The organism is bacterium (genome assembly GCA_021158245.1).
Classification (GTDB): domain Bacteria; phylum Zhuqueibacterota; class QNDG01; order QNDG01; family QNDG01; genus QNDG01.
In genome coordinates this window covers 1-26,918 of sequence record JAGGVB010000049.1, presented here as the reverse complement: position 1 = coordinate 26,918, position 26,918 = coordinate 1, and the positions used below count along the sequence as shown (strand labels likewise).

Genomic DNA, 26,918 nt, shown 5'->3' with positions numbered 1-26,918 from the left:
AAAAAAATATACTATATCCCTGTTTTTCAATTGGATATTAATGTATTAACATCATTTTTTTTGTTTCAATACAATTTCCAGATTCCAATCTATAAAAATAAATTCCGGACGAAGCCATATTACCTTTATTATCTTTTCCGTTCCATCTAACAAAATGGTTTCCAGCACCTATTTTATTTTTTAGCAGAGTCCGTATTTTTTGTCCCACAAGATTATAAACAGCCATTGTTACATTATCAGTTCTTGGAATAATAAAATTGATTATTGTACTTGTATTGAATGGATTAGGATAGTTCTGTCGCAATTTAAAGTTTTTTATAATGTAAGGAGATAATTCCGGAAACTGAAAAGCACCTATATCCCATACTCCATTTTTAGGAAGAGGTTTGCCGTCATAATCAACTGTATAATACTCACTCAAGTTTGAACCTTTTCCTCGTAAGGGGCTATCACTTTTTAAATGATAATCTCCATTTTCTAAATCAACAAGGCCAGGATCACCACTTCCTGCCTGATGTGTATCCCAGTGCACAGCCCCAGGATCATTTTCCTTAAAATACCAGTTGTTATCTGTAATAATGCCTTTCGCACCGTTGAATCGATAGACATAATTAGTATATATTATCAAATTGTTTCTAAATTGAATTCCAGGAAAGGGGATATCAACAACATCCGAACCATATCTTGTACTGGTTCTAATTACTGTATTATTATCAAAATAACAGTCATGACATGGTGCCCACATAAGCAACCAATCTTGCTCATCAACACAAATATTGAAAGCAACTATTAAATGGTGATCTTCCTGAACATACGGATTGTAATCCCATCCCCAACTTGATTCAATAAAACCAGCATTCCCTTCTGTATAATTGTGATGAATATAAATATTGTCCTTGTGATATCTGCCATCGTCAATTTCTATTGCACCGCCGTCCTGACCAAAAGGACTATTCTCGGTTAAGTTATTTTTTATTATGTTATAGCAGACCTCCTGATTTCCAATACATAAATGTATTCCTATTGGTCCCCATCCATCAAACACGTCCTCTGGTGCGTCCCAAAGTGCCTTATCTGGCCCGTCTATGTAGTTCTTCGTTATCAGGGTATATTCAGCATTTGACTGTATCCCCTGGGTGCAGTTTATAATCTTATTATTTCTAATAATGTTATGTTGAGCACCATGCCAATTAACTACTGCACCTGTTTTAAATATTCTCAGTCTATCATTTTCTTGCATGTTGATTGGAGGTGTATCATGAAAATAGAGACCTTCCAAAATAATCCAACTTCCTGATATTCTAATACAGTTACCATTCAAATCTTCATCATTAGGGTTTGTAAACCGGGGAAGTTCACCTTCACCATAAGAAGTGATTGTTATGGGATTTTGTTCAGTACCTGATTCAGTAAACTGAATTGGTCCGGTAAACTGAGAGCCTTTTTTAAAAGCAATGGTGTCACCGGGCTGAAAAGTAACAGTTGAAACCATAGTATGAGATTTCCATGCAGTGTTTATTGAAAGTCCGTTATAGTTATCATCTCCATTTTTGGAATCAATGTAGTATGTTTTTTGAGCCCAGACGATATTTGCATTCAAAATACAGATCGCAATGAATAAGATTGACAAGCAGCGAATTGTACATTTTATAATTGCACTATTCATAATTTGTATATTCAACTTTACCAATGTTCTCCCTTCTCATACATAACATTTTCTAACATGGAATCTACAAAATTATCTTTGAGCAACACAACTAATATTCTTTCCTATTATCCAAAATAATGTGGTTGGCAAAGCACTAATCACATTATTTGCATATATAAACAATCACCAGGGGAATTTTTAATTCCGTCCCGAAGGTTTTATGATTCTTCTTGCCATTTATTACTATACGGATACTACGCTTACCGTGCTCTAAATGTAATACATGATATAAATGTGTACCATTCAGCCAATCAAACCCTACACCCCGCTTCATCACCCAACAGAAATGGATGGCAACAATGGCACACATCTCACTTCAATTCATTCTTCCCGTCATTATTGACTATCAATTATTCCCTGACGGTGACCTTCAAGAGTACTTTATCATGGTGATGGCGTACAACACATTCATTATCAAAGAACATGGTAGCGCCGTTCTCCTTGGTATACGGTTGCCACTCTGGCAATCCTCTATGGTTTGGATCACCATAACAGGCAAAGTTTATCCATGCCTGACTCATTTTGTCTGCAAGTGCATAAGCATCCTCTCCACCTCCAGTTATTTCCTCCCAAAGGCCGATATTATTGAATACAAAAGGCAACTCCATACAATGAATTGCTTTGTAATCCCCATCAAAGACAGGGGATTGCCAGGTGAACAGGTACATAAAAACAGGTGCATTGCTGTTAGATGTTTTTAAATTTGCATAGTTAACAGCACTCCGCCGGAACATGATATCAACATCTATTAAATCTGTTGGCCTGGTATCCTTGGGAAAAGCCTGCTTTACTGCTTCAATGTAGGCATCTGCTTTATCACCATATTTCTTTTGAATGAAACTTTTAACACTATCTAAGGGAGCATTTCTCATACGAGGTGCAACCCAAGCTGAAGTGATAAACTCGTTTTTAGTAGTACCAATAATAAGAGGCACATCTTTTGATAGAGAAAGTGCTCTCGGATCGCTCTGCTCATAAGGCAAGAAATTACCATCCAGAGTAGGAATTAAGCCGAAGCTATATCCCTTAGGCTCATTACCTTCTGCAGTAAGTTGTTCCCTGATTTTTTTCAATGCCCGCTGTGTCGCAGCTGCAAGTTCTGCATAGGGCATCTTCTGAATGGAGTTTATTTGTGAAGGTTGTAAACCCAGCTCCTGAACAACAGCCCTGCCAATTCGCCGGCTTATTTCCTGTCTCTGATATTCTGGATTCCAACCACTTTCAATAATGGCTTTGTGGAAAAGACCTTTGGCGGAAGGTGCGCTTAACAAGGTAGCTACCTTACCGCCACCGCCTGATTGCCCAAATATCGTAACATTATTTGGATCGCCGCCGAAATTAGCAATATTATCTCTTATCCATTCCAGCGCTGCTACAAGATCCATCATACCTGCGTTTGCTGAAAATTTGTATTTTTCACCATAGGCGGACAGATCCAGGAATCCCAGTACATTTAGGCGGTGGTTTACAGAAACAAGCACTATATTACCTTTTTTACTAAGGCTTTCTCCATCATAGCATGGAAGCTCCTGAGATGAACCATAGGCATATCCGCCACCATGAATCCAGACCATGATGGGTCTTTTCTTTTCATCATTTATTCCAGGTGTCCAGATATTCAAACGCAGACAATCTTCGCTCGGATATCCCCAATCATGCTGGAATAAGAATTCCCCTTCATCCAGCTCCATTGAATGTGATGTCATCATTGGACAGACCGGCCCCCAAAACAGGGAGCTTCTTATTCCTTCCCATGCATCGGGTTTTACAGGAGGCATAAACCGTTCTGCCTTTGCATAGGGAATACCTTTATAGACAAACGTGCCATTATGGATATAGCCCCTGACTTTGCCATATTCAGTCTGCGCGATGGCTATATCAGCACCAGCAATCATGGGGGGTTTACCTGAGTCTTTCTTTTGGCAATTGGCAGCGACAAGGAAAAATACAATCATAAAAAACAGAATGATTTTATTTAGTACTTTCACTGTTACCTCTTCATTATTAATTATCTCGTAGCTTAATAAATAGTTTTTCTTTTCGTTGATCCCCACTTTGGAGACGAATATATAGATTCAATATATTAAAATATTTTCCACTCCGTTATTTTGCATCTTTTACACACCGGAATCCCACAGTACCGGCTCTGTTTTGTCCCGGCGACATTAACAAATATTTGCCGTGCTGATTGAGCTTATAAGCCTGAGGGAAGTACCAATATGATCCCTGAGGCTGATAATAAGACCCGCCACGAAGAATTGCCGCCTTTGTGTGGGTATCGACATATTCGTCGGTCCATTGCCAGACATTCCCAACCATATCTTCTACTCCGAACAGACTTTTCCCCTTTGGATGAGCATTCACATCATCGGGCCCTCTTAAATTGTGTCCTTTGTCTGGAATGGGCACTGCAGAATCATCCCAATTGTTTCCCCAGGGATAGAGACGGCAATCTTTACCTTGTGCAGCATATTGCCATTCCCATTCGTGGGGCAGTCTTTTCCCTGCCCATTTTGCATATGCTCTTGCGTCTTCAATATCTACCCAAGTAACTGGTTTGTTACCCCATCCTTTTTGATATGCTCCATTCTTCCAGTCTTTCAGGAAATTAATAGTATCTAATGGTGCGTAATGTGTAGCATTCATAAATCTTTTGAATTGTCTGTTTGTTACTGGATATTTATCAATGAAGAATGCAGGAATATCTACAACAAATCTGTGGTGCCTACGTGCTATTTTTTCACCGGGCATCTGGACGTCTACTCCGGGATTCTCACCACCTTCAATCTCAATCCCATTGATTTCCATTACATATTTTGTGCCTGGGATTTTTATCATTCCTTTTGGTGTTTTCTTTGCGCTTAGAGTAGGTTTAATCTCAACTATTTTTTGTGGAAGAGGTTTCCATTCATTACTAAGATCCATCAATTTTATCTTACTCAACTCTTTGAAATCTGATAAAAGCTTCTGTAAATTTTGATCTACTGCAGCATGATCTATAGCTAAGATTGCTCCAAATCCCTTCGGTTCAATTCCAAAAGATAAAACAGCATTCTTTCCCGTAATAGTTGGTTTCAACTCTGAACCGTGCCAAATATCAAAATATCTTGTTCCCTTTTTATAGGCAATCTTAATTTGATTCCCATCCACATCGAAATCATTCCTATTTACTATTGTCCATAGAATACGACGTGCCCCTGACCATTTGCTTGCAAACACACCGTGGTTTAAAACAGGGTAATGAGGTTCCCAATTAGGGCCAGTCAGCAATTTATAAAAGAACTTTTCCGTCTTTGTGATTCTTTTGACTGTTTCAGCAGCACGGGGAGTCATCCCATTATAAATTCCCCACACATTCTGCCAGGTTTCAAATCCCACTCCATTAAAAAACGCAAATTGTAGATCATTTGTGTGATCTTGAGCCCAACGATTGCAAACATGAATCATATGCCTCGGTTCTATCCATTTTTGTCTGCTAATGGTGGGAATAAATGGATAATCCCAATAAGCCCAGCCCATATGGTCATATTCAAGATACTTATCATCAGATTCATGCTCTGGCTCAATAATAAGGCTTCTACCGGTTTTATCAAATTCTGCTCTCCATGAAATCCCCAAACCTGGTGTTGTATCCCCATTTATTCCATCAGCTTCAGTATAAGCCAAAATTTTTGCAAAAGCAGTTTGATCAGATACTGGTTCTCTCCTCGTCCCTATATCCCATGGATTATAGGGAAGCAACACTTTAATCCCATATTTATGGAATTGTCTTACCATATCCCTTACACCATTTAACCCTCCTGGCATTAATCGAATCCAATCGAATTGGTTCCTATTGTCAATACCAATGTTAGGGTAGGTTGGCCAAATAAGAATACTATTGATCCCTCCATATCGAGACGTAACTTCCTTTAAATACTTATCTACTGTATATTCATTAGTGGCTGGATCATAAAAAGTGCGTTCTTGAGCCATCATTTGTGGTTGAATAAAATTTTGTTGTACCCATTGGAAGTTCTGACTAGTATAATAAGCATCATTATAGGCTAATTTTGCTTTTTCAATCTCACGCCATTGTTTAATTTTTATCTGCCACAATTCTGCATTCTTGGTGCTTTTTGGCCCATAGATTTGTTGAGCGTTGACTTTTAACCATACACGCCAAATCTGTGCCTCTGCTTTTTCCCCTATAAATAATGAACATAGAACAATTAAAAGTGAGGATACTAACAAATTGCGAAAGTTATTTTTAGAGTACTTCATGGTTTCTGTCTCCTACAATTAATCGCTTCAATATTACTTGTCCCTAGGATTTAGTGGTTCCATATATAACTGCTCCACCCAATGTAATATTAGTTCCTGTCGCTTTTGGATTTTTTTTGCCGCTCACTACAATTCTAACTGTATGATTATCATACGGTAGATTCAAAACGTGATATAGATAAGCTCCTGGATAACCACTATTGGCAACCCAATAATAAGTATCAATTGTTCGCATTAGCTGTCCATCTATATAAATATCAGCTTTGCCTCCGTTGCGGTCCCAGCTACCTGTGAGCAAAATTCCAGATCCCTTAAATTTAAGACTGGCTTCAGCGCCTTGTTGGTCGCTTACTTTCATTTTTTGATTAAACCATCCTTTGGCCACATTTTTCCAACTACCTTTCCAAACCCAGTTCGAATCTTCAACACCAGCCTGATACAAAGGCTTAATTCCGGGAAAAGAAACTTCTAATCTCTTTGGTGCTTTAGGAATTTGTTCCTTGATATACACTACATCATCTTTTATTTTGCCACCATTTGCTAAAACTATTCTTTTGGCGTAATTCAGTGTGTTTTCAACTACCTTGTTAAAGGAGTAATCAGTGAAAATAAAAAGTGAATCAGCAATTTCTGGAATGCCACTTTTCCATTTATCAGGAATATTTGAATACCCATCCCGAATCCCTAAAACAGCAGCAGCATTAGATGGATTACAATCCGAATCCTGGCCACATCGGATAGAAATTTCCATAGTTTTACCAAAGTCACCATTACCGTACAACAATCCCATAACTATAAAAGAACCATTGATTTTTGCGTCAATATTAAAGGGATTGAGTGGTCCACTGATATCTGTATCGCCCCATTTTGCATTAAATTCTTTCCAGGCCGAACGCCAGTTATCTGGATATTTAGCATGCAAATCGATGACATCTTGAATACATTGGGCGTATTCGCTTTTAGCGGGAATTGCCTTAAGTGCATTTTTTACAATAGTAGCAATGTCTTTTTCAAAATAAGCCTGTGCGTAAAGTGCACATACAAACATTCCACCATAAACTCCATCTCCGTAGTTCATGATGTGACCGATTTTATTACAAATTTTATTGGACGTTTGTGGCATGGCAGGGCACATAAAGCCAATGTAATCAGCCTCAATTTGGAAATCGATCGCGTCAGCCCAGAGGTTATATTCTGGACTACCAGATTTGGGAGGCATAATACCATCAAAATAATTTTTACGCGCTGTGACATTGGCGCACCAGAGAGGATAGCCAGCATTTGCAAAAGATTTAGCAAATTTTTCTGCTGGAGCATCCATGCTATATTTATCCATTGTCATCATAAAGCTCATTTGAACGTAGAGATCATCCTGTTTCAAAGCTCCTTTTACCTGCTTAGCATTCCAGTTTAGTTCCTCATCGTAGGTTTTCCCGGTTGCTCTAAATTCAGTGGGAGCACCATAAGTTACACCAATCATCTTTCCTGCCCAACCCCCGGCGATCTTATCACGCAGCACATCAAGTTTCATAGTTTTAATCTCTTGTTTGCCGCATGAAAGAAAAATAGCAGCGATTACAAACAACATAACAAAGATAATTTGTTTACGCATGACTTGTCTCCTATTATATTTTTGTTAAAAAAATTTCTTCCATCCAATGTCTAAAATAACTTCATCTTTTAGGATATCACCCTGCATTAATTTTACTAAGATTTTATAGGGAAACCTTAGGTCTATTTGAGATAGGTCGATCTCACCACTGCTTCCCTGAAGGACAACAACCTGATTTTCCATCATCGTCAGATTGTTTACAGTATTAACATGAATTGAACCCTTTTCAACTGGGTTCAGGGAAGAAATATGTAAGGTATTAGCATCCTTTTTAACTTGCAAGTTTCGTGGCATGCCAATGATGCATGACATGACATCAGCAGGTTCTTCTGGAAAGACAAGAAGTGTCTTACCGTTTTTTTCTTTTGTCGGAATTGTTTGCTGATTCCAGACATCCACATAATGCCAATTTTCAGGGTAACGAACCTCCATAAATGGTCCGATTAACCGGTTGTCATATATTCTGCTTACCTTTTCCCGACCAAGCTGATAAACCGGGTAAACACATTTATCAGCAGTTGGAAATGCGTTAATGAAAAGATCATTCCGTAAGTTTGGAACAAGGGGTATTGGATTCTCAGTCAAATAAGCATCCCGATTTTCGTGAACAATTCTGTTATAACGATGAATAAGAATACGTTCAGTCCACGTGAATCGGTTAATCTCACCAAAAATATCTTCCCAAATAATCAGACCTGTCCCATTAAATAGTGCATTGTAGATCAGTTCATCTCGTTTTCTGGCTCCGCGATTAATGTTATGAACATTGTGTTCAGGAAAAACAAATCGAAAGAGATCTACGTTTGGCATTTTATTGCTTGCGTTTCCCTGTTGATTCCAACTACCCGTAACCAACTGGGCAGCCTCCAAATTTGGCCGACCTTCACTGACAAAAACAACATTCGGGTTTACTTCATCCACTGCGTCACGAAAAGCTTTATCAGATTTATTCATTGTATCCAAAAATATGCCATCCGCTCCAATAGCTTTTACTATACGAGCTTCCTGTACAAAGTGATCCTTTCTTCCTTTCATAATATCCCACGGCTTATAAGGAATAAAAACCTGTACTCCGCGTGCGTGAGCTTGATCAACCATCTTTTTTAAACCAGCTAAACCTCCGGGTAAATCCTGGTACATATCGAATTGGTCTCGATCATCAAGCCCGACGCGAGGATAGTCATGCCATAAAAGCATGTAATCATATCCTCCGAAGTTTAATTCTCCTTCATCCAGAAATTTATTGAGTCTGAATTGATTGCTTTCGGGAACATATATATCATGTCCGTAGAGAAATGTGAAATGAGAAACAAACCGTTGACGATATTTTTTCTGTATGGGGCGTTTGTAGTAAGTAAAATCAAAATGAGAACGTATGTATTTTTTAAATGCCTGAAAAGCTGCATGCCAATCACCTTGATGTGGCAAAATACGGCATTCAATAATATTTGTCTTTTCACCGGGCTTTTGGGTTAAAGAAAAATCTCTTGAAACAAAATCCTTTTTGTCAGAGAAACCAAGAGGAATGGCTGATTTGATGACATGAAAATAAATCCCCTTATTCTCCTTTAAATTGTAAATGTCGATAGGCATTTTGGGATCAGATGCATTTGTAAAATAGAAAATAAAATCCTTGGGTGAATCTATACAGAAAAAACTCCTCTCAGTTGGAATTAAGTAATGCATTTTCGAGATGTTGCCTACCTTGATTTTTTGCATGAGTGGGAAGGATATGTTACTGGTAATAGTTAGAGGAGAGCGATAAGCTCGTCCTCCAATAGCAGAGTTTAACATTTCAACTTTCCAAATTAATTCTGAACTTTTGCCTAAGGAGAATGTCTGTGTTACAATAAGAGGATTTTCCACATAGCTTGATTTCTGAGTGATGGAAACTGAAACATTTTCTCCAAATTTTTTATCATTAATGGTGAACAATTGATATCCGACATCATCAAGCCACCAAGGCATTCTAACTGAGATAAACATTAAAGGTTGATTTCCTTTTAAGAAATCAATGCCTGTCGCCTTTTCTCTCGCGCTGGAAAGTTTAATCCCTCTATCAAGCAAAATCGTATATTGCATGGTTTCATTTTCAAGGACAATATTCTTAACATGGGCCCTGTCAGGCAGGAAACTTAATTTCGTTTTGGCATATCCTTTAGATGAAACAAGGCAGAAAAATATCATATATAAAGAAAATAGCCTTGCCAAAATTCTAACACGATACATCATCGTCTCCAAATCAAATTTATGATAACGGTTTTTCATAAAAGCATTAGTTATCCATTGAATAAAAAACGTGCTACTTATCATCCATAACACATCGAAAGCCTATAGTAGAAGACCTATTTAAAGCTGGTGTCATATACCAGAATTTTGTTCTTTGATAGTTTGTAATTGGTCCTCCTTGCATATACCAGCGGCTTCCCTTTGCTAAAAAATAACTTCCTCCTCGAATCCAGGAAAAATAGTGATAACCGTCTGACCGAAAGGAATCTGTCCATTCCCAAACATTTCCAACCATGTCCAAACAGCCATATGGACTGGCTCCTTCAGGGTAACTCCCAACAGGCTTGGTATCACGAGAATCCATGTTAGCTTTATTAGGATTAAAAACATTCCCCCACGGCCATGTTCTCCCATCGGTTCCCTGGGCAGCTTTTTGCCATTCTATTTCTGTGGGTAATCGTTTGCCAGCCCATTTTGCATAAGCTTTTGCATCCTCTAAAGAAACCCATACTACCGGATGTTTTGCTTTACCCTTTGCGTAAACCCCATTACGCCAGTTTTTGAGGAAATTTTTTGGCCATTTTGGTTTATAGCCAGTTGCATCTAAAAACTGCTTAAATTGTTCATTGGTTACTTCTGTTTTATCAATATAAAATTTTGGAACATAAACCTTCTCAGTATAACTATAACGGATACCACGGTCATCTGCAATCAAAGAGTCAAGAGATAAGCCTTCCCGCCAACGGTATTCTACATGCATGGTAAATTTTCCGGCAGAAACTAAAACCATATTTGACATATTTGCACTCTGACCCAAGCTAATTTTTTGAAAAATGAGTAGTAAAAAAAATGCAAAAAAGATATCCCAACGATTATTCTTCATAGTTATTCATCCATAATTCATAAAGAGTTACTGACAGCAATGATAACAATTGCACATAAAAGAACCAAAAGCCCCCAATTTAGTAATGAACGGGCATGTTGAGGAGCACCTTTCCACTCACCTTTCCATAATCCCCAGAGATTACCTACTACAATAGATAAAGAAATAAACAATGGCCAACCAACTATAACACCCCATTTACCCAATTTTACAGCACTCATACCATACAAATAAAAACTTCCAATCCACATGATTGCCATCAGTGTAGCCCATCCAATATTATTTTGTGTCCCGTGAGCAAAATAATGATTTAAATTTTTGCGTTTGAGCATTAAATATAAACAATAACCAAAGTTAACAATGAAACCGATAGTAAAAAACAGTGCCCACACTGCATTGCCGGCAAAAGTATTGGAGGTTCCCAATGTTTTAGCTCTATTAATCAAGTTTATTCCAAAGGCCATACCCACGTTAGGGAAACAAGATAGAATGCCTGCGAAGATGGCTATAACAAGACCAGCAGTAAACGCTTTTGATTTTTTGTCGCTTTGAAGCTTGTTGTCTGGTTGTTTTCGTAAACCAGCAATCGAACAAAGAATAATTCCTAAGATTACAAGAACTGTACCTGCCAGTAAAGTCAGCCCCTTAGGAGCTAACAGGGAATTGGGGAAAAATATCGCAAGAGGGATCAAAGCACCAAGGCTTGCTATAAGTCCCATAATAATTGGATAGCCTAAGGCCATACCAAGTTTATCCATGCCGAGTCCGAATAGAATGGCACCGATACCCCAGCCGGCACCGAAGAGTATTAATATGACAATGTCTTTAGAAGGAACTGAACTATAAACAGAAAAAATATTTGGTATAAAAATAAGTGTGAGAATCCAATTAAAAATAAGCATTCCAAATAATGAAAATGTAGCCCATGTATGTTCCCATTCCCATTTTTTGGTTAACGTCATAGGCAGTACAAATGTGCCTTGAAAGAAACCAGCAACTAAAACAAAAGAAAATCCCCATAAGAGTTCCATTAATATATCTCCTCATCTTGTAATCATTTTAAGTAATATAACTTAAAACTTCTCCAAGATTTCTGTTTACTTCCTCACGAAATGGATAGGAATCAATTGTTTCCCTTTTTTGAGTGGAGAGAGCAGCAGTTGTTACTCCAAGTGCAATAGCTTCAGCCATTGATTTGTTTTCGGCAAGGCCCACAGCTAATCCAGCATTAAAAGCGTCTCCGGCGCCAACGCTATCTACCACTTTAACTTTAAGTGTTGGGATGGCATAGGTACCTTTATTGGATGCCCATATAACGCCTTTTGCACCAAGTGTTAATATTACATTCTCTACATCCAAATTTAACAAGGCCCTTGCTAAATCAGAATCAGAAATTGGATCATCCGGTGCAAGACCCAGGCATACTCTTCCTTCAGTTTCATTAGGGGTTAGAGCAAAAATATTACTCAAATCACTTTTACGTAAGTCTAAAGCTGGAGCAGGATTTAAAATAGATTTTATACCTTTATTCTTTGTAATTTTAGCTGCAGCAAGAGCTGTTTTCAACGGAATTTCCAAAGGGGAAACAATTACATCCGAAGACTCAATAATATTGCAATTTTCTTCAATATCTTCTGGTAGAAAATCACCATTGGCAGCAGGATCAATAACTATTGAATTAGTGCCTTTAGAAGAGAAAATAATAAACCCCACTGCAGTCGGTAAATGGTTTGAGTAGAGGACAGATTTTGTATCTACCTTTTCTCTTTTCAATAAAGAAACAAAGACCTCTCCAAACGAATCCTTACCAACTTTACCCATAAATGCTACATCAGCTCCAAGACGTGAAGCACATACTGCCATGTTCGAACCTTTTCCACCATGAGTAGTGTGATAATTTTCCCCTATAACAGTTTCGCCTTCCACTGGAATTCGATCGGTGTCCATGACCAGTGCTACTATATAACTTCCTACGACTGTAATTTTACCCATTGAAATTCTGGCTCCTCATGCAAATCTGTTCTAAAACAATAAAATATGGCCATTAGTGTTTTTTACTTCTTGTCCTCTTCAAAGATATTCATTCTATACAACTTAGCAAGATTCATAAATTGTTTCCGATAATTTCCATATACTGTTACCTTATGCCAACTAAATATATCTGTATCCCAGTTATCCAATAATAATTGTGCATCGGGTACTTCTACTGCAAGTTTTGTTCTGCAAGCTAATGGACTGTTTACATTTCCTACTGCTTTGCCATTGTGGATAGACATAGAATTTGTTAATATATCAAATTTTATGGTGGTTACAGTATATCCGAGAGGTTTGATAACCTGCACTGATGCACCTTTATTGTCTTCTGCGTGACTTCTTATGATGTACGGAGCAACAGGGCCTTTAGTACCTAAAGGTTTATTTGAAGCCATACAATGTGCATATATAATTTGATTTGAAGCAGTATCAATGACAGGATCAGAAACAAAGCCAGGCCTACCTGTTACGTATTTTATTACCAGTTGTGTCAAAATAGCATCGAGGTCCGATTCACAAACTCCGACAAAGCCATCGTTATTCATCTGAAAATGACTTAAACAAGGATATGCACTAAGCTGGCCCGTAAAATACATCATAATACAGTCAATACTAATTGCATCAACTTTATGGTCTTCTACTGCTGTTTTTAGCGCAAGATACATTCTTGCAGATTTTAGAATTTCATCCTTTGTTGGTTCCACAATGCTTTGGGCCTCCTGGATCCATTTCTCCGCAATCTTTGTAGCTTTGTTATTGTCTGTATTGTTATAATAAGAAAGTAGATCATCTTTTGTCCCAATAGTTACATCCACGCCGTATCTCTCTTTTAGCAAATTCAACTTTTCTTCCATGCCTTTACGGCCAGAAAGAAACCGTTGCCATGTACTGCCCGTACCGACAGATTCTTTAATGAGTTCTTCTTTTTCTTTGGGAATGGGGCCGAAGTTTTTAAATACAAGTACTTTTGAATTGTTTATTTTTCTTTTTACTGTTAACAATTCAACTGCATCAACAACATTTTGAAAATCGGAGGATAATACAGTTATTACAGGTAATTTCTCCTTCTTAATTTTATGATGAGCACGTATGGAGTCGCCTGATCCACCAAATAATCCATCAACAATAACACCAGCTTCTTTTCTTTCTAGAAATGCTCTTGGTACTCCAGTGCCGTGCGCTAAGTTAAAAATAACAATACCATCATATTCTTTGTTGTCTGCAAATCCTTCTTTTGCCTTTTCTTCTGAATAATAGTATTCTGGTTTAAATTCAATATTGGGGAATTTAAATTCCAGTTGTTCTATAATTTTTTTCGACTCTTTATCGTAATCATAACTTATAAAAGGCCAACCAGGAATGTTTTTATTCCGTACGGAAAATACAATTTTAATTTTCGATTTTACTTCCATTCCCTTACCCTGTTATTTAGAACTTCCTTAAAAAAATAATTTAATATTCAAACGCATTTCTAAAGTAAAAAACCAACCTTTTTTAATTTTAAAATTTATTAGTCCTTCGAAAAGAGACAAAAAAGAACGAATACACTCCAAATGTGCATGGATCATTACAAACAGAACTGCTACTATCCAACTTTCACTTGTGCTCATTAGTTCTTGCCTTTACAACCCCAATATCATACTTCCTTTTAACTTCTCCAAATTTAAATTCTATGCCATTGCGAATACTGAACTTGCTACATTTTAAAAGTATATCTACGAAGAAAATCATAGACGCTACGGCAGCCCGCGGATTACCCATCAAGCTGCATAAGGAAGGATTTATCTTAAGCAGAGCCAGAGTAGCACGACTTATGAAAGCATATGGATTAAGTCAGTAAGAAAAAATTCATGGTTACCACAGACAGTAACCATCACTACCCGGTGGCGCCAAATTTACTGGCATATGATTTTACTATAGAAAAGCCCAATTGTGTGTGCGTATCTGAATCAACTACATATTCACTCCGGCCATCTGGCCTTATCTAACTGTGATAATTGACCTGCATAGCCGCATGGTTGCTGGCTGGCAATGAGCAGTGGTATGAATGCTGCAATAACAACTATAGCAACCCTGTACTATACAAATGAGAGATTCCATCCTACAGAGAGATTGATCTTTCATTCTGATCTTAGTATTCAGTATGCAGTAAAGATTTCAAAGAACAGCATGCAAACTATGAAATGATCCAGAGCATGTCAGGCAAAGGTGACTGCTGGGATAATGCTATCGCCGATAGTTTTTTGGCAACCTTGAAAAAAGTAGAGGTGTTTCATTATACCTATCAAAATCGTTAGCAGGCCCGGCAGCCGATCTTTTTGTACGTTAAAATTTTTTATAACCGCATCCGAAAACATCCATATCTTGGCAATATATCTCCAATACAATTCACTGCCATAAAAGGCAGTTTAATCTTAACTATTAGGTGCCCATTTTTTTGCGGAAATCTATTCATTTGTTTTATGATTAAAGCTCCTATTATTACTATACGGACATCTAAGACCGGCCTGCCGAAATCTTCACGCATTGCTTTTGCATAGCTATTTGCAAATTCATCCCATTGTATCATTAATGCAATTCGCGCCCACTGATTATTTTCATTAAGACCATAGTAAAAAAATGTTCTTAATTCTTCTATTAAAGCTGCTTTGTACTTGTATATTTTATTTTATCATTTCTGCTCCAAACTTTTTGAAAATATATTGATAGAATATATAGACTTATTCCATCTTTTATAAGCTCTAACTCCTTTTATTTCAATATGTCAGGACTTTTTTTAGGAAGCCCTAATTATTTCCCAAAACCAAATCCCATAGTGAAAAGATGAACGGATTTCAATCTACCAAAGTCTAAGTAGGCGTAGTCAATGCGGCCCCTTATTCCTGACATGTCGAAATTTAATCCACCACCTAAAGTCAACCCCTGTTCATCATAATTAAACTTATATCCCGCTCGTAAGGAAAATATTTTCAAGAAGTTATACTCCAACGCCGTGTGGATTCTTTCAGGTCCATCATTTGGATGAACTCCTTCAAAAAAAGCAGTCAATTTGTGCGGGCTACCATTAATGCCTTCAAGAAGATCATAGGCAATTCCCATCCGAAAATCTATAGGCATTCTAACACTCTGCGGTAAACCATAGAGTTCTGTGAAACCCAAAAATTTCTTATCAGGGCCTAAATTACGGGCAAGTATTGACAAACGTAGACTATGAAACCCTGTACGAAAAAATATTCCAAAGTCAACATTCAAGTTTTTACTGGTTACGTCATCCAGCTTTTCTTGAATGTAACTAAGATTTCCGCCTATAGAAAGCCTGTCTGTCATCAAACGAGCGTAAGAAAATCCGATTAATATATCACCTGCTGTGAATGTACCAAGGTCACCGCTGCGTTGGGTAATTCCAAGTTCATCATTATAAACGTTTTCAGTACGATACATGGTCCCAACATCAAAATTGGCAAAACTTAATCCAAATACACCCAATTCTCCAAAATTTTTGACCACTGCTACTGTAGTGTAAGAAATATCTGCAAGATAGTTGAGTTTGCTGAATGTTACATCAACAGCTTTTACATCTACAAGATTAGCAGGGTTACTGAAAATAGATGATGCATTATTGTTGGTTAGTCCACTTTTAATACCCGCTAAGGCAGCATTCCTTGCTACTGTTGGAAGATGAAGAAATTGCCATCCAGTTTGCCCTACTCGCTCAAACGGAGGGGGGTTTATCCCGTTGTCCTGCCGTTCTTGAGCGTATATAGATGCTATACCACTCCAAAAAAACATGGCAAGTAAAATCAATATGATAAATGTTTTCTTTATCATCTTAGGTTCCTCCATAGTTTGCATTATTTAATGATAAGAAATTTTCCAATTTTAGTATCGCCTTTATGTCCTTTGACTTCTGATTCCACCTGGAAAAGATAAACTCCCGGAGCTACATACTGTAAATATCTGTTTACCTGGTAATCTGCCAAAGCCTTAGAACCCCACGATTCGCTACCGCTGCCATCATCATGTTTTATCGTTCTGACTAGCTCCCCAGCTAATGTGTAAATACGAATTGTGCATTTAGCAGGTATATTAACGAATTCTAACCGGTATTGCTCACCTGTTCCTCTGAGCTTACTATGCTGTCTGAAAGGATTAGGATAAACACGTACATCATTTAGATTATTACTTGTTGCAGACATTGCATATACGGGTTCAAGATTAGCATTAACAAGACCACTTTCTAATTTGGGAAGGCTGGTAATTGATGGGTCAGGAGGCCACGGTGCATTGTGACCAGTATCGTAAGATGTGACTCCATAATAATAACCTACGCCAAGTATTACTTTATCATTGTATGTAACCATACCGTCTTCCATAGTCACTTGCTCTTTAGGAATATCAGCTATAAGTTCCCATGGTCCAACGTTCCTGAAATTAGAGCGATAGACGCGATATCCGGCAAAGTCATTGACACCATAATCAGGGTCAACATAATCATCTGAGATAGGAGGCCATTGGATTTTAATCATTTGCCCCTCTGACATTGGAGTAATAGTAAGTGTATTCATACCATCTGTTGGAGTTGGAGGTGGCAGAGGATATTGATAGTTTCTTTGGTAAAGCTCTTCAGCAGCGTCTATGTGTGCCCACAAACTGTCAGCACCATCTTTTAGATGGGCTTCATTTTCTAAGCCACCAGCAGCAACTCTGGAGAAATCCATCATTCCGGCTGCAGCTACCATGACAAACTTAAGTTCGCCGCCAGGTGGTAAATCATAAGGGCCAGTCTCATACAAATAGTCTATCTGACGTTCATAAAGAGTTCGTGGAGCCGTAGTTAATCCTAAATTAGCTGCGACATCTGATAATGATTGACCACCTTCTGTTGTAGGTGGTAATGGCTGATCATATTTTAAAGCTCTTAGAATGTAATCATCCGGATCAAAATCAACTTCTGGATCATCGTTCATTGGATCTAATTGTACTCGGTTCCATTCCTGATTCAAATTGCCTTTATCAACAACGTTCATGTGATCTCGCTCGCTCGGATCCGATTTTGTCGGTTTATCCAGCCAATAATAGGTAAAATACTGTGGGGATTGGAATTCGTGGTCAATAGCATTTGGTGCGTCAAGATCAGCAGGATCACCCAAATCCCTTTTTGTTAATCCATACGAGTAAGTTACTGGTTCGCTATCAGTGTTCCATAATCTGCCATCATGAAAATAAAAAGCTTGATGTTTTTTATCCCATTCATACACGTCATCATCATTCCAACCGCCAACTATTGGAGTAGCAATACTAAGTTCTGCTGTTGGAGCAAACCTAAAATTAGTAATTTCATGATTACCTGTATTTCTAAAAATAAATTCATAAATAATAAAGTCATCATATTTCGGAGCGCTCCATGCCATAGCTTTAAAGTGCATTTCTACACCATATTCCTTTATTAAATTTGCACCTGTGATGATTTCTTCAGCTGGGGTAGTAGGATCAGCCAGATTGTAATTTTTAATTAACTTGGTATCTTCTATTGGAGCAATGTACATTGGATTTGGGTCGTATGCCATGCAAACGCGGAAAGGAACTCCGACACCATCCACATTAGCCCACGCCATCCAACCTGACCATTCACACATACCGTAATGATCGTTCATGTCTGTACCAAGCATGTGGCCAGGATAGTCGAACTTGTAAAATTCTGCACCACCTAATGTTGGTTGCCCAACCGCAGAAGTATTCCAAATGCGCGCCCAGAGCTTTCCACGAGTCAAATCTTTAAAATTGAAGTCTTGACCGTAGAGGGATGGAACCATCATTATTATCAATAAAATAATGGTGGTAATACCATAACCGTGAGCTACTTTTTTCAAGGATATTTTAGTTCTCATAGTTTTTCTCCTTCAAAAAATACTATTTTGTTTAAAATTCAAGACTCATTGTAACAAGCACCCTTCTCTTAGGATTGCTGATAGAGTTATAGAACGACCATACATCATCCTCGCCAGATTGCCAAACTTTGGGAACTGTTTTGTTTTCTTCCCACTTTTTAAGATCGTCTCCACCGATTAGAATTCTATCGAAATTATTGAACAGATTATATACTTCTATACCAATTACAGGAGTCATATTCCCAAGAGGTATACGTTTAACAATTTTTAGATCTGTTCTTTGATGTGGGAACCATCGTTTATTGTTCGGAACACGAAGGCCAGTGTAACTATCCGGGTAGTAGGTATATTGTGGCCCTGCGAAGTACTCATAGTATAATCCCATGCTGATATCACGTGCAAATCCAAAACTTTTGGGTGTTACGTAGTTGAGGTTTCCTTTTAAAACATAACTACCTATCCAGGTTACTTTAGTTTCGGAAAAAGATTGTGGTTGGTTGGGTGTGCTGGCATCTTCTCTGTATTGCCAGTAACCTGTAACGCCACCTGTACTGAGTCCGTAATTAAATGTAAGATTTGCAGACCATCTTCTATTAAAAAGTTTCGCTAAAGAGAATTCAATGCCTCTTACATCTCTAAAGCCACTATTGGTGTAAAAAATATTGTCATGACCATCATTAGCAATGTTTCGTGCGGTGCTTGATGTATAGATATTATTTCCCCAACCTGTTTGTGCAAAACCTCCTCCGGATTGATTGTAAGTACTCTGATGGGAGAAACTTGTTAGGCGATCAGAATCTTTGTAGTAAGCTGTGAAATCAAAGCGGAACATGTTGAATAAGTTTTGATCAAAACCAAGTTCATATTGAATAGTTCTATCGTATGTTAGTCCTGGATGACCATACCAACCTTGCCATTGGTCCATCCTCACTGACCCTAATGGGTCGCTGTCATACCAGCTCGTGGGGAAACCTAAAAGCTTGGCCCATGAAGGTCGCTGATAAAAATGCCCATAGCTGAAACGGAGCTTTGAGTTGTCAGTAATGGGGAATGATAATCCTAAACGGGGAGCCACAGCAAACTTCCAGCTGGATTTAACCGTGTTTTTATCCTGATGATGACCATCAAAGAAGCTGCGATAATCTTTAATCTGGCCAGCAAACCAGTCTTTACCCGGCATGTAGGATTGCCAAATTGGCGCTGTATTAGATGGATTTGTTCCATCTCCACCATTCCAGGTCTCAAAAGCAAGAGGATCGTAAATACTTTCTGGGTAATCATGCCGGGCGTTAAATGTACTTAAGCGCACCCCTATGTTCAGAACCAATCCTTTATATTCCATTTTATCCTGGATGTAGAAGGCTCCTTCTGCTGGTTTACCATTAAATACATTATCCAGATGCCAGACATCACCAGCAGGGAATTCCATATAATAATGTTGATAGTCGACATTGTAAAGTTTGAATTCTGCTCCGGTTTTGATTTGATGAGCTTTACTGATCTGGCTGAGCAGGTCGCCTTTGGCTGTAAACACCCTACTCTTACTGTAGTTATTTACCTGAATTTGTCTGGATTCCAGACGGAAATTACCACCGAGATCAAACCAGCTATCACCCCAGCTTACTGTGGATAAATCGGTATGAAGTTTTGAATAGTCCTGTAATTCCGTCATATCATCTGTAAGATAGGTAAATTGAATTGTATAGAAAGTTGCAGGACTTAATGTGTGCTGCCATTTTAAAGTAGCCATGTTTAGAGCTTTTTCCTCGGGTCCTTTCAACCAATATCCACCCCAAGGTGCATAAGCTTGGCCGTCATAGGGGTTACGCACATCAGAATTTGGTTGCCATTGGGCTTCCTGTGAACTTTCGAAGTTATTCCAGTTACTTTCCGTATATGTACAACTTTTGTAGTAGCCCCGCAGGAAGTCCAAAGTCAATTTTTTATTTTCTGCTAAAGAATATGTAAGTTTTCCCTGCAAATTATATTCAGGGTTATATTTTGCCGCTTGTGGCCAGATGTTAACGCCTCGTTTATAACGACCAGAGAGGAGGAAAGTCATTTTACTCATCGGGGATCCGTAAATTGTGGCTTCGACCTCATTCTGTGGACGTTTGGTGTAATCACCAAGAATTGGATTCGGTGTAATTTGTTTACGATAAGTTGAAAGAAGTTGTTCCGCTGTTGGAACAGTGTTTCCATCCCAGCCATAAAAACGCTTAAAATACTGAGCAAAGCCTGCAGATTGCACTGGATCAGTTAACTTGTCTTGCCAGTATGCAAGATTGTAGTTAGTATATTTCCACAAGCTTTGATCGTAAATATTCTTACCCCAGTGATACTGGTCAGCAGGACGGAGGCTGTATTTTACAGTACCGTGAATGTTTCTTTTAATGGTTGAGGCCTCTTTAGAAACCACATTCACAATACCTGACATTGCCTGGCCGTATTCTGCATTATAACCACCGGTTAGAACAGAAACTTCCTGCATAGAAGTAACGTTAAGTCTTTGCCAATTATCCGAGAGAAGACCACTGTTAAGAGAGACTCCATCCAGATTGTAGTTTATTTCGGTCGATAATCCACCTCGCAGATAAGTAGTTTCACCAGTAGAGTAAACTCCGCTCTGTTGCCTTAGTGCATCGTTGAGTTGAGTTACTGGAGATCGATTCATAGCACCTGCATCTATGGTCATCCCACTTCCCGTTACGTCTTTTTCTATAATCGGTCTTTCTGCGACTATTGTTACTTCTCTACCTTTTACAACACTCTCATTAATGTAAAAATTAACTCGTGTTGTATGATCGGTCGTAACTTTGATATTTTTTTGGATTAATGTTTCATATCCCATAATGCTTGCTTTGACAGAATATAATCCTGGTGGGACATTTACGATGAAAAAATCGCCCTCAGCATCCGTCGCTGCCCCAAGGATAGTACCGACAAGAGTAACATTAACACCCACCAAGGGCATACCACTTGATTTATCTACTACTTTCCCTGCAATCTTACCCGTTGTTCCGGCAAACAATCCAGACACAACAAAAGAGAAGCATAGAACCAAAAGAAAAATCAATTTTACTCCGTTTCCATCTTTCTTCTTCATTTGACCTTCCTCCTATTAATGAAAATTAACCTACACGCATTACCATTATTTTTTTAAGGCACCTCCTTCTAATAGTTTACAAAACAATCATCTTAATCCTTTTTTATTAATTATTTTACTGAATAATACAAATTGTTTTATTTATTAATTATTATCAATTGGAAGAAAATATTTATTAATAAACTACCCAGGTTTAAAATGGAATGTAGTACAATAAAGCAACACAATTAAAAAAATTAAATCGGGAATAAAATAATTGTATATATTTAAGAAATAACTTGATTTTATGAATATATTTCTACTCATTACACGCTCAGAGTTTTATTTTATAAATAAAGCTTTGTTTATCTCGGGCTGTTGGTTAATAGACTGTAGCAGGTCAGCCAACAGCCCTTGATGTTTTTATTTGTAAAAACTACTTATTGTCTCCATGTTGCACACAAATTCACATTAGGAATCATAATTTAATCTTTTAACAGAGTTACGAATAATTAAATTTGTAGGAAGAACAAATCCCTTGTTATCAATACTGTCTTTTGATTTTATTTGATCAATCAGTAATTTAGTTGCTAAATTTCCCATCTCGGTTTTTTGCTGGATTACAGTCGTTATTGGAGGGGATAAAAATTTTGAATAGAGCTCATCATCAAATGCAATAATTGAAATGTCCTCTGGGATTCTGATATTTCCTTCTGATAGTGCCCTTAAGGCACCTAGAAGGATTAAATTACTTGCAGCAAAAATAGCAGTCGGGCGTACTTCTCTGTTTAGTAATAATTTAGTGCTGATATATCCATTTCTTTCTCCAAAACTATCACCTACAATTAAGTTATTATCAAATTGTATATCATTTTTTTTATATGCATCACGGAATCCTCTGATTCGTTCCTCATTTACTGAGGTATTCGGGATTCCTTGAATACAACCAATCACTCGATGGCCGTTATCAAAAAGATAATTAATCGCTTCCAAAGCTCCAGTATAATTATCGGAAACCACATGAGGACAATCTAATTCTTTTGAATAACGATCAATAACAACTAAAGGTATTTTACTTTTATACAATCTTTCCAAATGTTCCATTTCTTTACCAACAGGGCAGATAATTATACCATCAACCTTTTTACTCTTTAAAAGTTTAATTGAATTGATTTCTACTTCAGTATTTTCCTGGCTATCGCATAACATAATAGAATAGTTGTTTTTTCGGGCTTCAATTTCAATGCTTCTGCCAATTACTGAAAAAAAATGGTTCGAAATATCAGGTATGATCAGTCCAATTGTATCTGTTTTATTCAATCGAAGCCCACGGGCTAAATAGTGCGGTTCATAATTTAATTCCTTGGCAACTCGCAGGACAGTTTCTTCTGTTTCTTTTTTTATACGATGATTGGAAGCTTGGCCATTTAAAACACGGGATACTGTTGAGACAGATAAATTTACAGCATCTGCAATTAAATTCAAGGTAACTTTTTTATTATGTTTTGTATTCATAATTTATCAAAGTATTTAAGGATTGCACAATCGTTTTCGCTAAGATAATAAAACTTACTCTGTATGTCAAGGATTATTTTAATTTCTCAGTTCTTAGTAAAATTTAATAAGAAGCTTAATGTAGGTTTTTATTGATGTTAAAATATTGTCTAATTAAATTTATTTAAACCAATTTTTGCGCAATTTCTTTGCGCAATAATGCATTTTCATAAATCAATAGAGACTCCTCCAATCCTATCTATTGATTAAGTAGTTTTTATTCAAACCCCATAAAACGAAAATCCCGATGTAATCATAGCCCAAATCAGTTATCACTATTATAATTTGCACTAAATATGGATTTTTTTATTCTTTTTGAAGGTGTTTCTATAAAAATATAGTAAGATGTTTATATTAAAGCAAGTAAAATATAAAAAATCGAGAATAGAAATACAATGATATAAGGATATAAGTTTGCTGAATTTTAGCCCCACAACTTATTCCTTCACTCCCCCATTAAAAAACCCCACATTCTCTGCGGGGTTTCATTTGTAGCGGGGAGAGGATTCGAACCTCCGTCCGGCAGCTGCCGGATATGAGCCCAACGAGGCTAATCAAATTAACGAACGGATGAAATCTCTGCCTCTATGACTCTTTAACTCTTTCTCCCGCTGCATTGCATCTTTTTTGTTCGAATACTTCTCCTTATACACAAGTCTCCATGGACGATATCTAACAGTCCAACCTTTTTTTGACAACTCATTATGAGATGCAAGCCTTGCTTCCAGGTTAGATGTATAGCCTATATAAATTTTATCATATCTTTGGGAATACAAAACATAAACATAATACAATTTATTATCCCCCATTAAAAAACCCCACATTCTCTGCGGGGTTTCATTTGTAGCGGGGAGAGGATTCGAACCTCCGGCCTTTGGGTTATGAGCCCAACGAGCTACCAGCTGCTCCACCCCGCGGTATTTTTTGACATACTTAATATAATGAATATCAAGAAAATGTCAAGGCTTTTTATTGTATTTTACAGTTAAAAATCGAGAATACAGGAGTTGTTTTATTAAAGAACTTGTTACTGTATCCCGGGTTGAACTATAGTTTATATATTACTGATTATAATAATGGCCATATTGCCGCAAATTTTTAAGGGAAAGCAGAACCTGAATCATTTAAACTTGACTTTAAAAAGACAATAACTTACTTTTTAATCGTCACCTTCTTCGGAGAAAGACGATATGGCCAAAAAAATTTACTATTGTGAAAAACATCCTGATACTGTTGCACCTTACCAATGCACTGTTTGTAAAAAACGTATGTGCTACAACTGCACAATATTCTCTTTCGGAAAATTCTACTGCAGTATAAGATGTCTGATTACGGATCTGAGCGCAAAAACAGTCTCGCTTATTTTCCAGATTTTCAGCACTATCTGGTCTGTAATCACCTTTCCTCTGAGAAAAAAAGACGGCTCATTACGGCATGTTTTTATTGAAATTATACTCTTATTACTTCTGTCGGGCTCAATCTTCTTTATCTTCAGTCTGAACAAGAAGTTCGACTTGTTGATAGACAGTAAATTAAAATCCGCTTCTGCAGCAGATTCGATTCAAATCCCTGCTCCTGAAATATTTAAACCTAACAAAGACGGAATGGTGCTTACAAACACAATTACTGTTAAAGGTAAAGCTGAAAAAGGGCGTATTATAAGCCTGCTTAAAAATAATGATATTGTTGACGTAAAACTTGTAAAAACCGGAACATTTGAGTTTAAAAACGTAAAACTGCATAGAGGGGTCAATAAACTTGACATCAGAGCAATTTCTTCCGACGGTAAAATATCGAACCTTGAGACAATTACATTAACATACGCACCTCCTTCTGTCTCATATCTTGCATCTGACTTTAACAGAGGCCCTCTTGATAAAAAGGCTGTTGCATTTACCTTTGATGCAGGCGCTGAAGACAATGCAGCAGGTGACATTTTAAGAACTCTTCAGCAATATAATATTAAAGCCACATTCTTTCTTACAGGAAGATTTATCAAAAAATATCCGAAAACAGTACTGAAAATTGTTAAAAGCGGACATGAAGTGGGCAATCATACTCTTACTCACCCGCATTTAACAACATTTGCAACAAACAGAAGACACGACACTCTATCTGAAATCACCAAAAAAAGGATCAGGCTGGAGCTTTCAGTAACAGATTCCCTGTTTTTTAACCTCACAGGAAGGCATATGGCGCGTATATGGCGTGCACCTTATGGAGAATTCAATCATCAGATCCTTCTCTGGGCAGCACAAGCCGGATACAGACACGTTGGCTGGACAAGAGGCAGGGGCTGGAAATACACTCTTGATACAATGGACTGGGTTGAAGATAAAAACTCTGCAATTTATCATACTGCCAATGAGATTTGTGAGAAAGTTATTAACTTTGGCAAAGGTACAAAATACGGCGCCAGCGGAATTATTATTCTGATGCATCTCGGGACCAACAGAAAAGACGATTTCCCTCATAAAGAACTTGGCAAAATGATAAAAGGTTTATCTGACCGCGGCTATACCCCTGTTACAATTACTCAGTTAATGGGACAAACATACTCTTCTGTTATTGATCAATAATTATGCTTAATAAAGACATTGACAAACTGAAAAATCTTCTTGACAATCTGTACAATACATATGACCATTCATTTCTTGAAACAGACCCTCTTTCCATTGTAAAAGAGTACAAAAACGATAAGGACAGGGAAGCTGCAGGATTTATTACTGCAATGCTTTCCCTTGGAAATGTAAAAGCAATTAAGAAAACAGTCCGTGCAGTACTGTCTGTAATGGGAAAATCACCATATCAATTTCTTGTAAATTATTATCCGGAAAAAGAACCTGATAAATTCCACAACATCTCGTACCGTTTTTACAAACCTGAAGATATCTCTCTGCTGGTTTCATGGACAGCGCATATGATAAGAGAAAGAGACTCAATTAAAAATTTCTTTCTGGACAGATTCAATGGAAAAGACAATGATATAGGCCCTTCTCTTTCCAGGTTTGTCAAAAGGATAAGAGACCTTAACCCTTCACCTTTTTACAATAAAACCCCCTCTGCAGGAAAAGGAGCGGGACATTTTTTAACAGACCCTGAAAAGAAAAGTGCTTGTAAAAGGTTGAACATGTTCCTTCGCTGGATGGTACGAAAAGATCATCTTGACCTTGGTTTGTGGGATGAAATACCTGCCTCAATGCTGATTATCCCGGTGGACACTCACATCTCAAAGGTAAGCAGGTATCTGGGGCTTACATCCCTTTCCTCTCCGGGATGGAATATGGCTGTTGATATTACAAATTCTCTGAAATTTTTCTCTCCCGATGATCCGGTAAAGTATGATTTTGCTTTATGCAGAGTAGGAATGCTGAATAAATGCACTAACGGAAAAGATCCCGATATATGCAGTTTATGCCCTATAAAAGATATATGCGTTGTACGGAGAAATTTTACAAAATGAATTTATAACAGCATGCAATGCAGGCCGGGTCTGTTAACCTTCAATCTTTAATCTATGCATCTTATTGAATAATGTCTTACGGCTGATTCCGAGGAGTTCAGCTGCTTTTGTCCTGCTGCCATTACATTTCTCCAGAGCCTGCAGAATCAATTTTTTTTCAACATCTTCAGTAACCTTCTTTACCTGATCTTCAAGACCT

18 protein-coding genes and 1 tRNA gene are annotated in these 26,918 nt (G+C 37.6%); 3 read left to right on the top strand and 16 right to left on the bottom strand.

Annotated features, from left to right (window positions below; translation table 11 throughout):
* Positions 1 to 37: 37 nt before the first annotated feature.
* From J7K93_02740 to J7K93_02700, 9 genes are all read right to left on the bottom strand, one after another.
* Complete coding sequence (locus J7K93_02740; protein ID MCD6115907.1) at positions 38 to 1,600, bottom strand: T9SS type A sorting domain-containing protein; 1,563 nt, start codon at positions 1,598 to 1,600, stop codon at positions 38 to 40.
* A gap of 458 nt (positions 1,601 to 2,058) precedes the next feature.
* Positions 2,059 to 3,777 (bottom strand): carboxylesterase/lipase family protein, encoded by a 1,719-nt coding sequence (locus J7K93_02735; GenBank protein ID MCD6115906.1) that lies wholly within the window; start codon positions 3,775 to 3,777, stop codon positions 2,059 to 2,061.
* Positions 3,778 to 3,811: 34 nt separating this feature from the next.
* Positions 3,812 to 5,584, bottom strand: coding sequence for an SUMF1/EgtB/PvdO family nonheme iron enzyme (locus J7K93_02730; GenBank protein MCD6115905.1), 1,773 nt, complete (start codon positions 5,582 to 5,584; stop codon positions 3,812 to 3,814).
* A 430-nt stretch (positions 5,585 to 6,014) separates the two neighbouring features.
* Positions 6,015 to 7,583 (bottom strand): ADP-ribosylglycohydrolase family protein, encoded by a 1,569-nt coding sequence (locus J7K93_02725; GenBank protein MCD6115904.1) that lies wholly within the window; start codon positions 7,581 to 7,583, stop codon positions 6,015 to 6,017.
* Positions 7,584 to 7,607: 24 nt separating this feature from the next.
* Complete coding sequence (locus J7K93_02720; GenBank protein MCD6115903.1) at positions 7,608 to 9,851, bottom strand: hypothetical protein; 2,244 nt, start codon at positions 9,849 to 9,851, stop codon at positions 7,608 to 7,610.
* A 34-nt stretch (positions 9,852 to 9,885) separates the two neighbouring features.
* The gene (locus J7K93_02715; GenBank protein MCD6115902.1) at positions 9,886 to 10,695 is read right to left on the bottom strand and encodes an SUMF1/EgtB/PvdO family nonheme iron enzyme; all 810 of its coding nucleotides are present in this window, start codon (positions 10,693 to 10,695) and stop codon (positions 9,886 to 9,888) included.
* A gap of 17 nt (positions 10,696 to 10,712) precedes the next feature.
* A complete protein-coding gene (locus J7K93_02710) occupies positions 10,713 to 11,726 on the bottom strand; it encodes a hypothetical protein (GenBank protein MCD6115901.1) in 1,014 nt (337 codons plus the stop codon).
* A 28-nt stretch (positions 11,727 to 11,754) separates the two neighbouring features.
* Positions 11,755 to 12,687: a ribokinase gene (locus J7K93_02705; GenBank protein MCD6115900.1), complete on the bottom strand. Its 933-nt coding sequence runs from the start codon at positions 12,685 to 12,687 to the stop codon at positions 11,755 to 11,757.
* Positions 12,688 to 12,749: 62 nt separating this feature from the next.
* Entirely contained in the window at positions 12,750 to 14,141 is a 1,392-nt protein-coding gene (locus J7K93_02700) for a hypothetical protein (GenBank protein ID MCD6115899.1), read from the bottom strand.
* Positions 14,142 to 14,772: 631 nt separating this feature from the next.
* Between J7K93_02700 and J7K93_02695 the strand changes: the two genes are divergently transcribed.
* Positions 14,773 to 14,916 (top strand): hypothetical protein, encoded by a 144-nt coding sequence (locus J7K93_02695; protein MCD6115898.1) that lies wholly within the window; start codon positions 14,773 to 14,775, stop codon positions 14,914 to 14,916.
* Positions 14,917 to 15,519: 603 nt separating this feature from the next.
* Here J7K93_02695 and J7K93_02690 read toward each other — a convergent pair.
* The 6 genes from J7K93_02690 to J7K93_02665 form a co-directional block, all read right to left on the bottom strand.
* Entirely contained in the window at positions 15,520 to 16,557 is a 1,038-nt protein-coding gene (locus J7K93_02690) for a PorV/PorQ family protein (protein ID MCD6115897.1), read from the bottom strand.
* 23 nt (positions 16,558 to 16,580) lie between these two features.
* Positions 16,581 to 18,617 (bottom strand): T9SS type A sorting domain-containing protein, encoded by a 2,037-nt coding sequence (locus J7K93_02685; protein MCD6115896.1) that lies wholly within the window; start codon positions 18,615 to 18,617, stop codon positions 16,581 to 16,583.
* A 31-nt stretch (positions 18,618 to 18,648) separates the two neighbouring features.
* Entirely contained in the window at positions 18,649 to 21,723 is a 3,075-nt protein-coding gene (locus tag J7K93_02680; GenBank protein MCD6115895.1) for a TonB-dependent receptor, read from the bottom strand.
* A gap of 450 nt (positions 21,724 to 22,173) precedes the next feature.
* A complete protein-coding gene (locus J7K93_02675; GenBank protein MCD6115894.1) occupies positions 22,174 to 23,217 on the bottom strand; it encodes a LacI family DNA-binding transcriptional regulator in 1,044 nt (347 codons plus the stop codon).
* A 593-nt stretch (positions 23,218 to 23,810) separates the two neighbouring features.
* Positions 23,811 to 24,065 (bottom strand): GIY-YIG nuclease family protein, encoded by a 255-nt coding sequence (locus J7K93_02670; protein MCD6115893.1) that lies wholly within the window; start codon positions 24,063 to 24,065, stop codon positions 23,811 to 23,813.
* A 35-nt stretch (positions 24,066 to 24,100) separates the two neighbouring features.
* Positions 24,101 to 24,173, bottom strand: a tRNA-Met gene (locus J7K93_02665).
* 273 nt (positions 24,174 to 24,446) lie between these two features.
* Between J7K93_02665 and J7K93_02660 the strand changes: the two genes are divergently transcribed.
* Positions 24,447 to 25,835 carry a polysaccharide deacetylase family protein gene (locus J7K93_02660; GenBank protein ID MCD6115892.1) on the top strand — a complete coding sequence of 463 codons (1,389 nt, stop codon included), beginning with the start codon at positions 24,447 to 24,449 and terminating at the stop codon, positions 25,833 to 25,835.
* A 2-nt stretch (positions 25,836 to 25,837) separates the two neighbouring features.
* Complete coding sequence (locus J7K93_02655; protein ID MCD6115891.1) at positions 25,838 to 26,719, top strand: TIGR02757 family protein; 882 nt, start codon at positions 25,838 to 25,840, stop codon at positions 26,717 to 26,719.
* 33 nt (positions 26,720 to 26,752) lie between these two features.
* On the opposite strand, the gene J7K93_02650 is transcribed toward J7K93_02655, so the two are convergent.
* Positions 26,753 to 26,918, bottom strand: a 166-nt coding sequence (locus J7K93_02650) for a sigma-54-dependent Fis family transcriptional regulator (protein ID MCD6115890.1), incomplete at its 5' end; no start/stop codon positions are given.

Coding starts and splice junctions, on each gene's coding strand:
- J7K93_02660 (MCD6115892.1), top strand. CDS start 24,447: ATGGCCAAAAAAATTTACTATTGTGAAAAACATCCTGATACTGTTGCA.
- J7K93_02655 (MCD6115891.1), top strand. CDS start 25,838: ATGCTTAATAAAGACATTGACAAACTGAAAAATCTTCTTGACAATCTG.
- J7K93_02670 (MCD6115893.1), bottom strand. CDS start 24,065: ATGGGGGATAATAAATTGTATTATGTTTATGTTTTGTATTCCCAAAGA.
- J7K93_02675 (MCD6115894.1), bottom strand. CDS start 23,217: ATGAATACAAAACATAATAAAAAAGTTACCTTGAATTTAATTGCAGAT.
- J7K93_02685 (MCD6115896.1), bottom strand. CDS start 18,617: ATGAGAACTAAAATATCCTTGAAAAAAGTAGCTCACGGTTATGGTATT.
- J7K93_02710 (MCD6115901.1), bottom strand. CDS start 11,726: ATGGAACTCTTATGGGGATTTTCTTTTGTTTTAGTTGCTGGTTTCTTT.
- J7K93_02725 (MCD6115904.1), bottom strand. CDS start 7,583: ATGCGTAAACAAATTATCTTTGTTATGTTGTTTGTAATCGCTGCTATT.
- J7K93_02715 (MCD6115902.1), bottom strand. CDS start 10,695: ATGAAGAATAATCGTTGGGATATCTTTTTTGCATTTTTTTTACTACTC.
- J7K93_02705 (MCD6115900.1), bottom strand. CDS start 12,687: ATGGGTAAAATTACAGTCGTAGGAAGTTATATAGTAGCACTGGTCATG.
- J7K93_02700 (MCD6115899.1), bottom strand. CDS start 14,141: ATGGAAGTAAAATCGAAAATTAAAATTGTATTTTCCGTACGGAATAAA.
- J7K93_02690 (MCD6115897.1), bottom strand. CDS start 16,557: ATGATAAAGAAAACATTTATCATATTGATTTTACTTGCCATGTTTTTT.
- J7K93_02720 (MCD6115903.1), bottom strand. CDS start 9,851: ATGAAAAACCGTTATCATAAATTTGATTTGGAGACGATGATGTATCGT.
- J7K93_02680 (MCD6115895.1), bottom strand. CDS start 21,723: ATGAAGAAGAAAGATGGAAACGGAGTAAAATTGATTTTTCTTTTGGTT.
- J7K93_02695 (MCD6115898.1), top strand. CDS start 14,773: ATGAATGCTGCAATAACAACTATAGCAACCCTGTACTATACAAATGAG.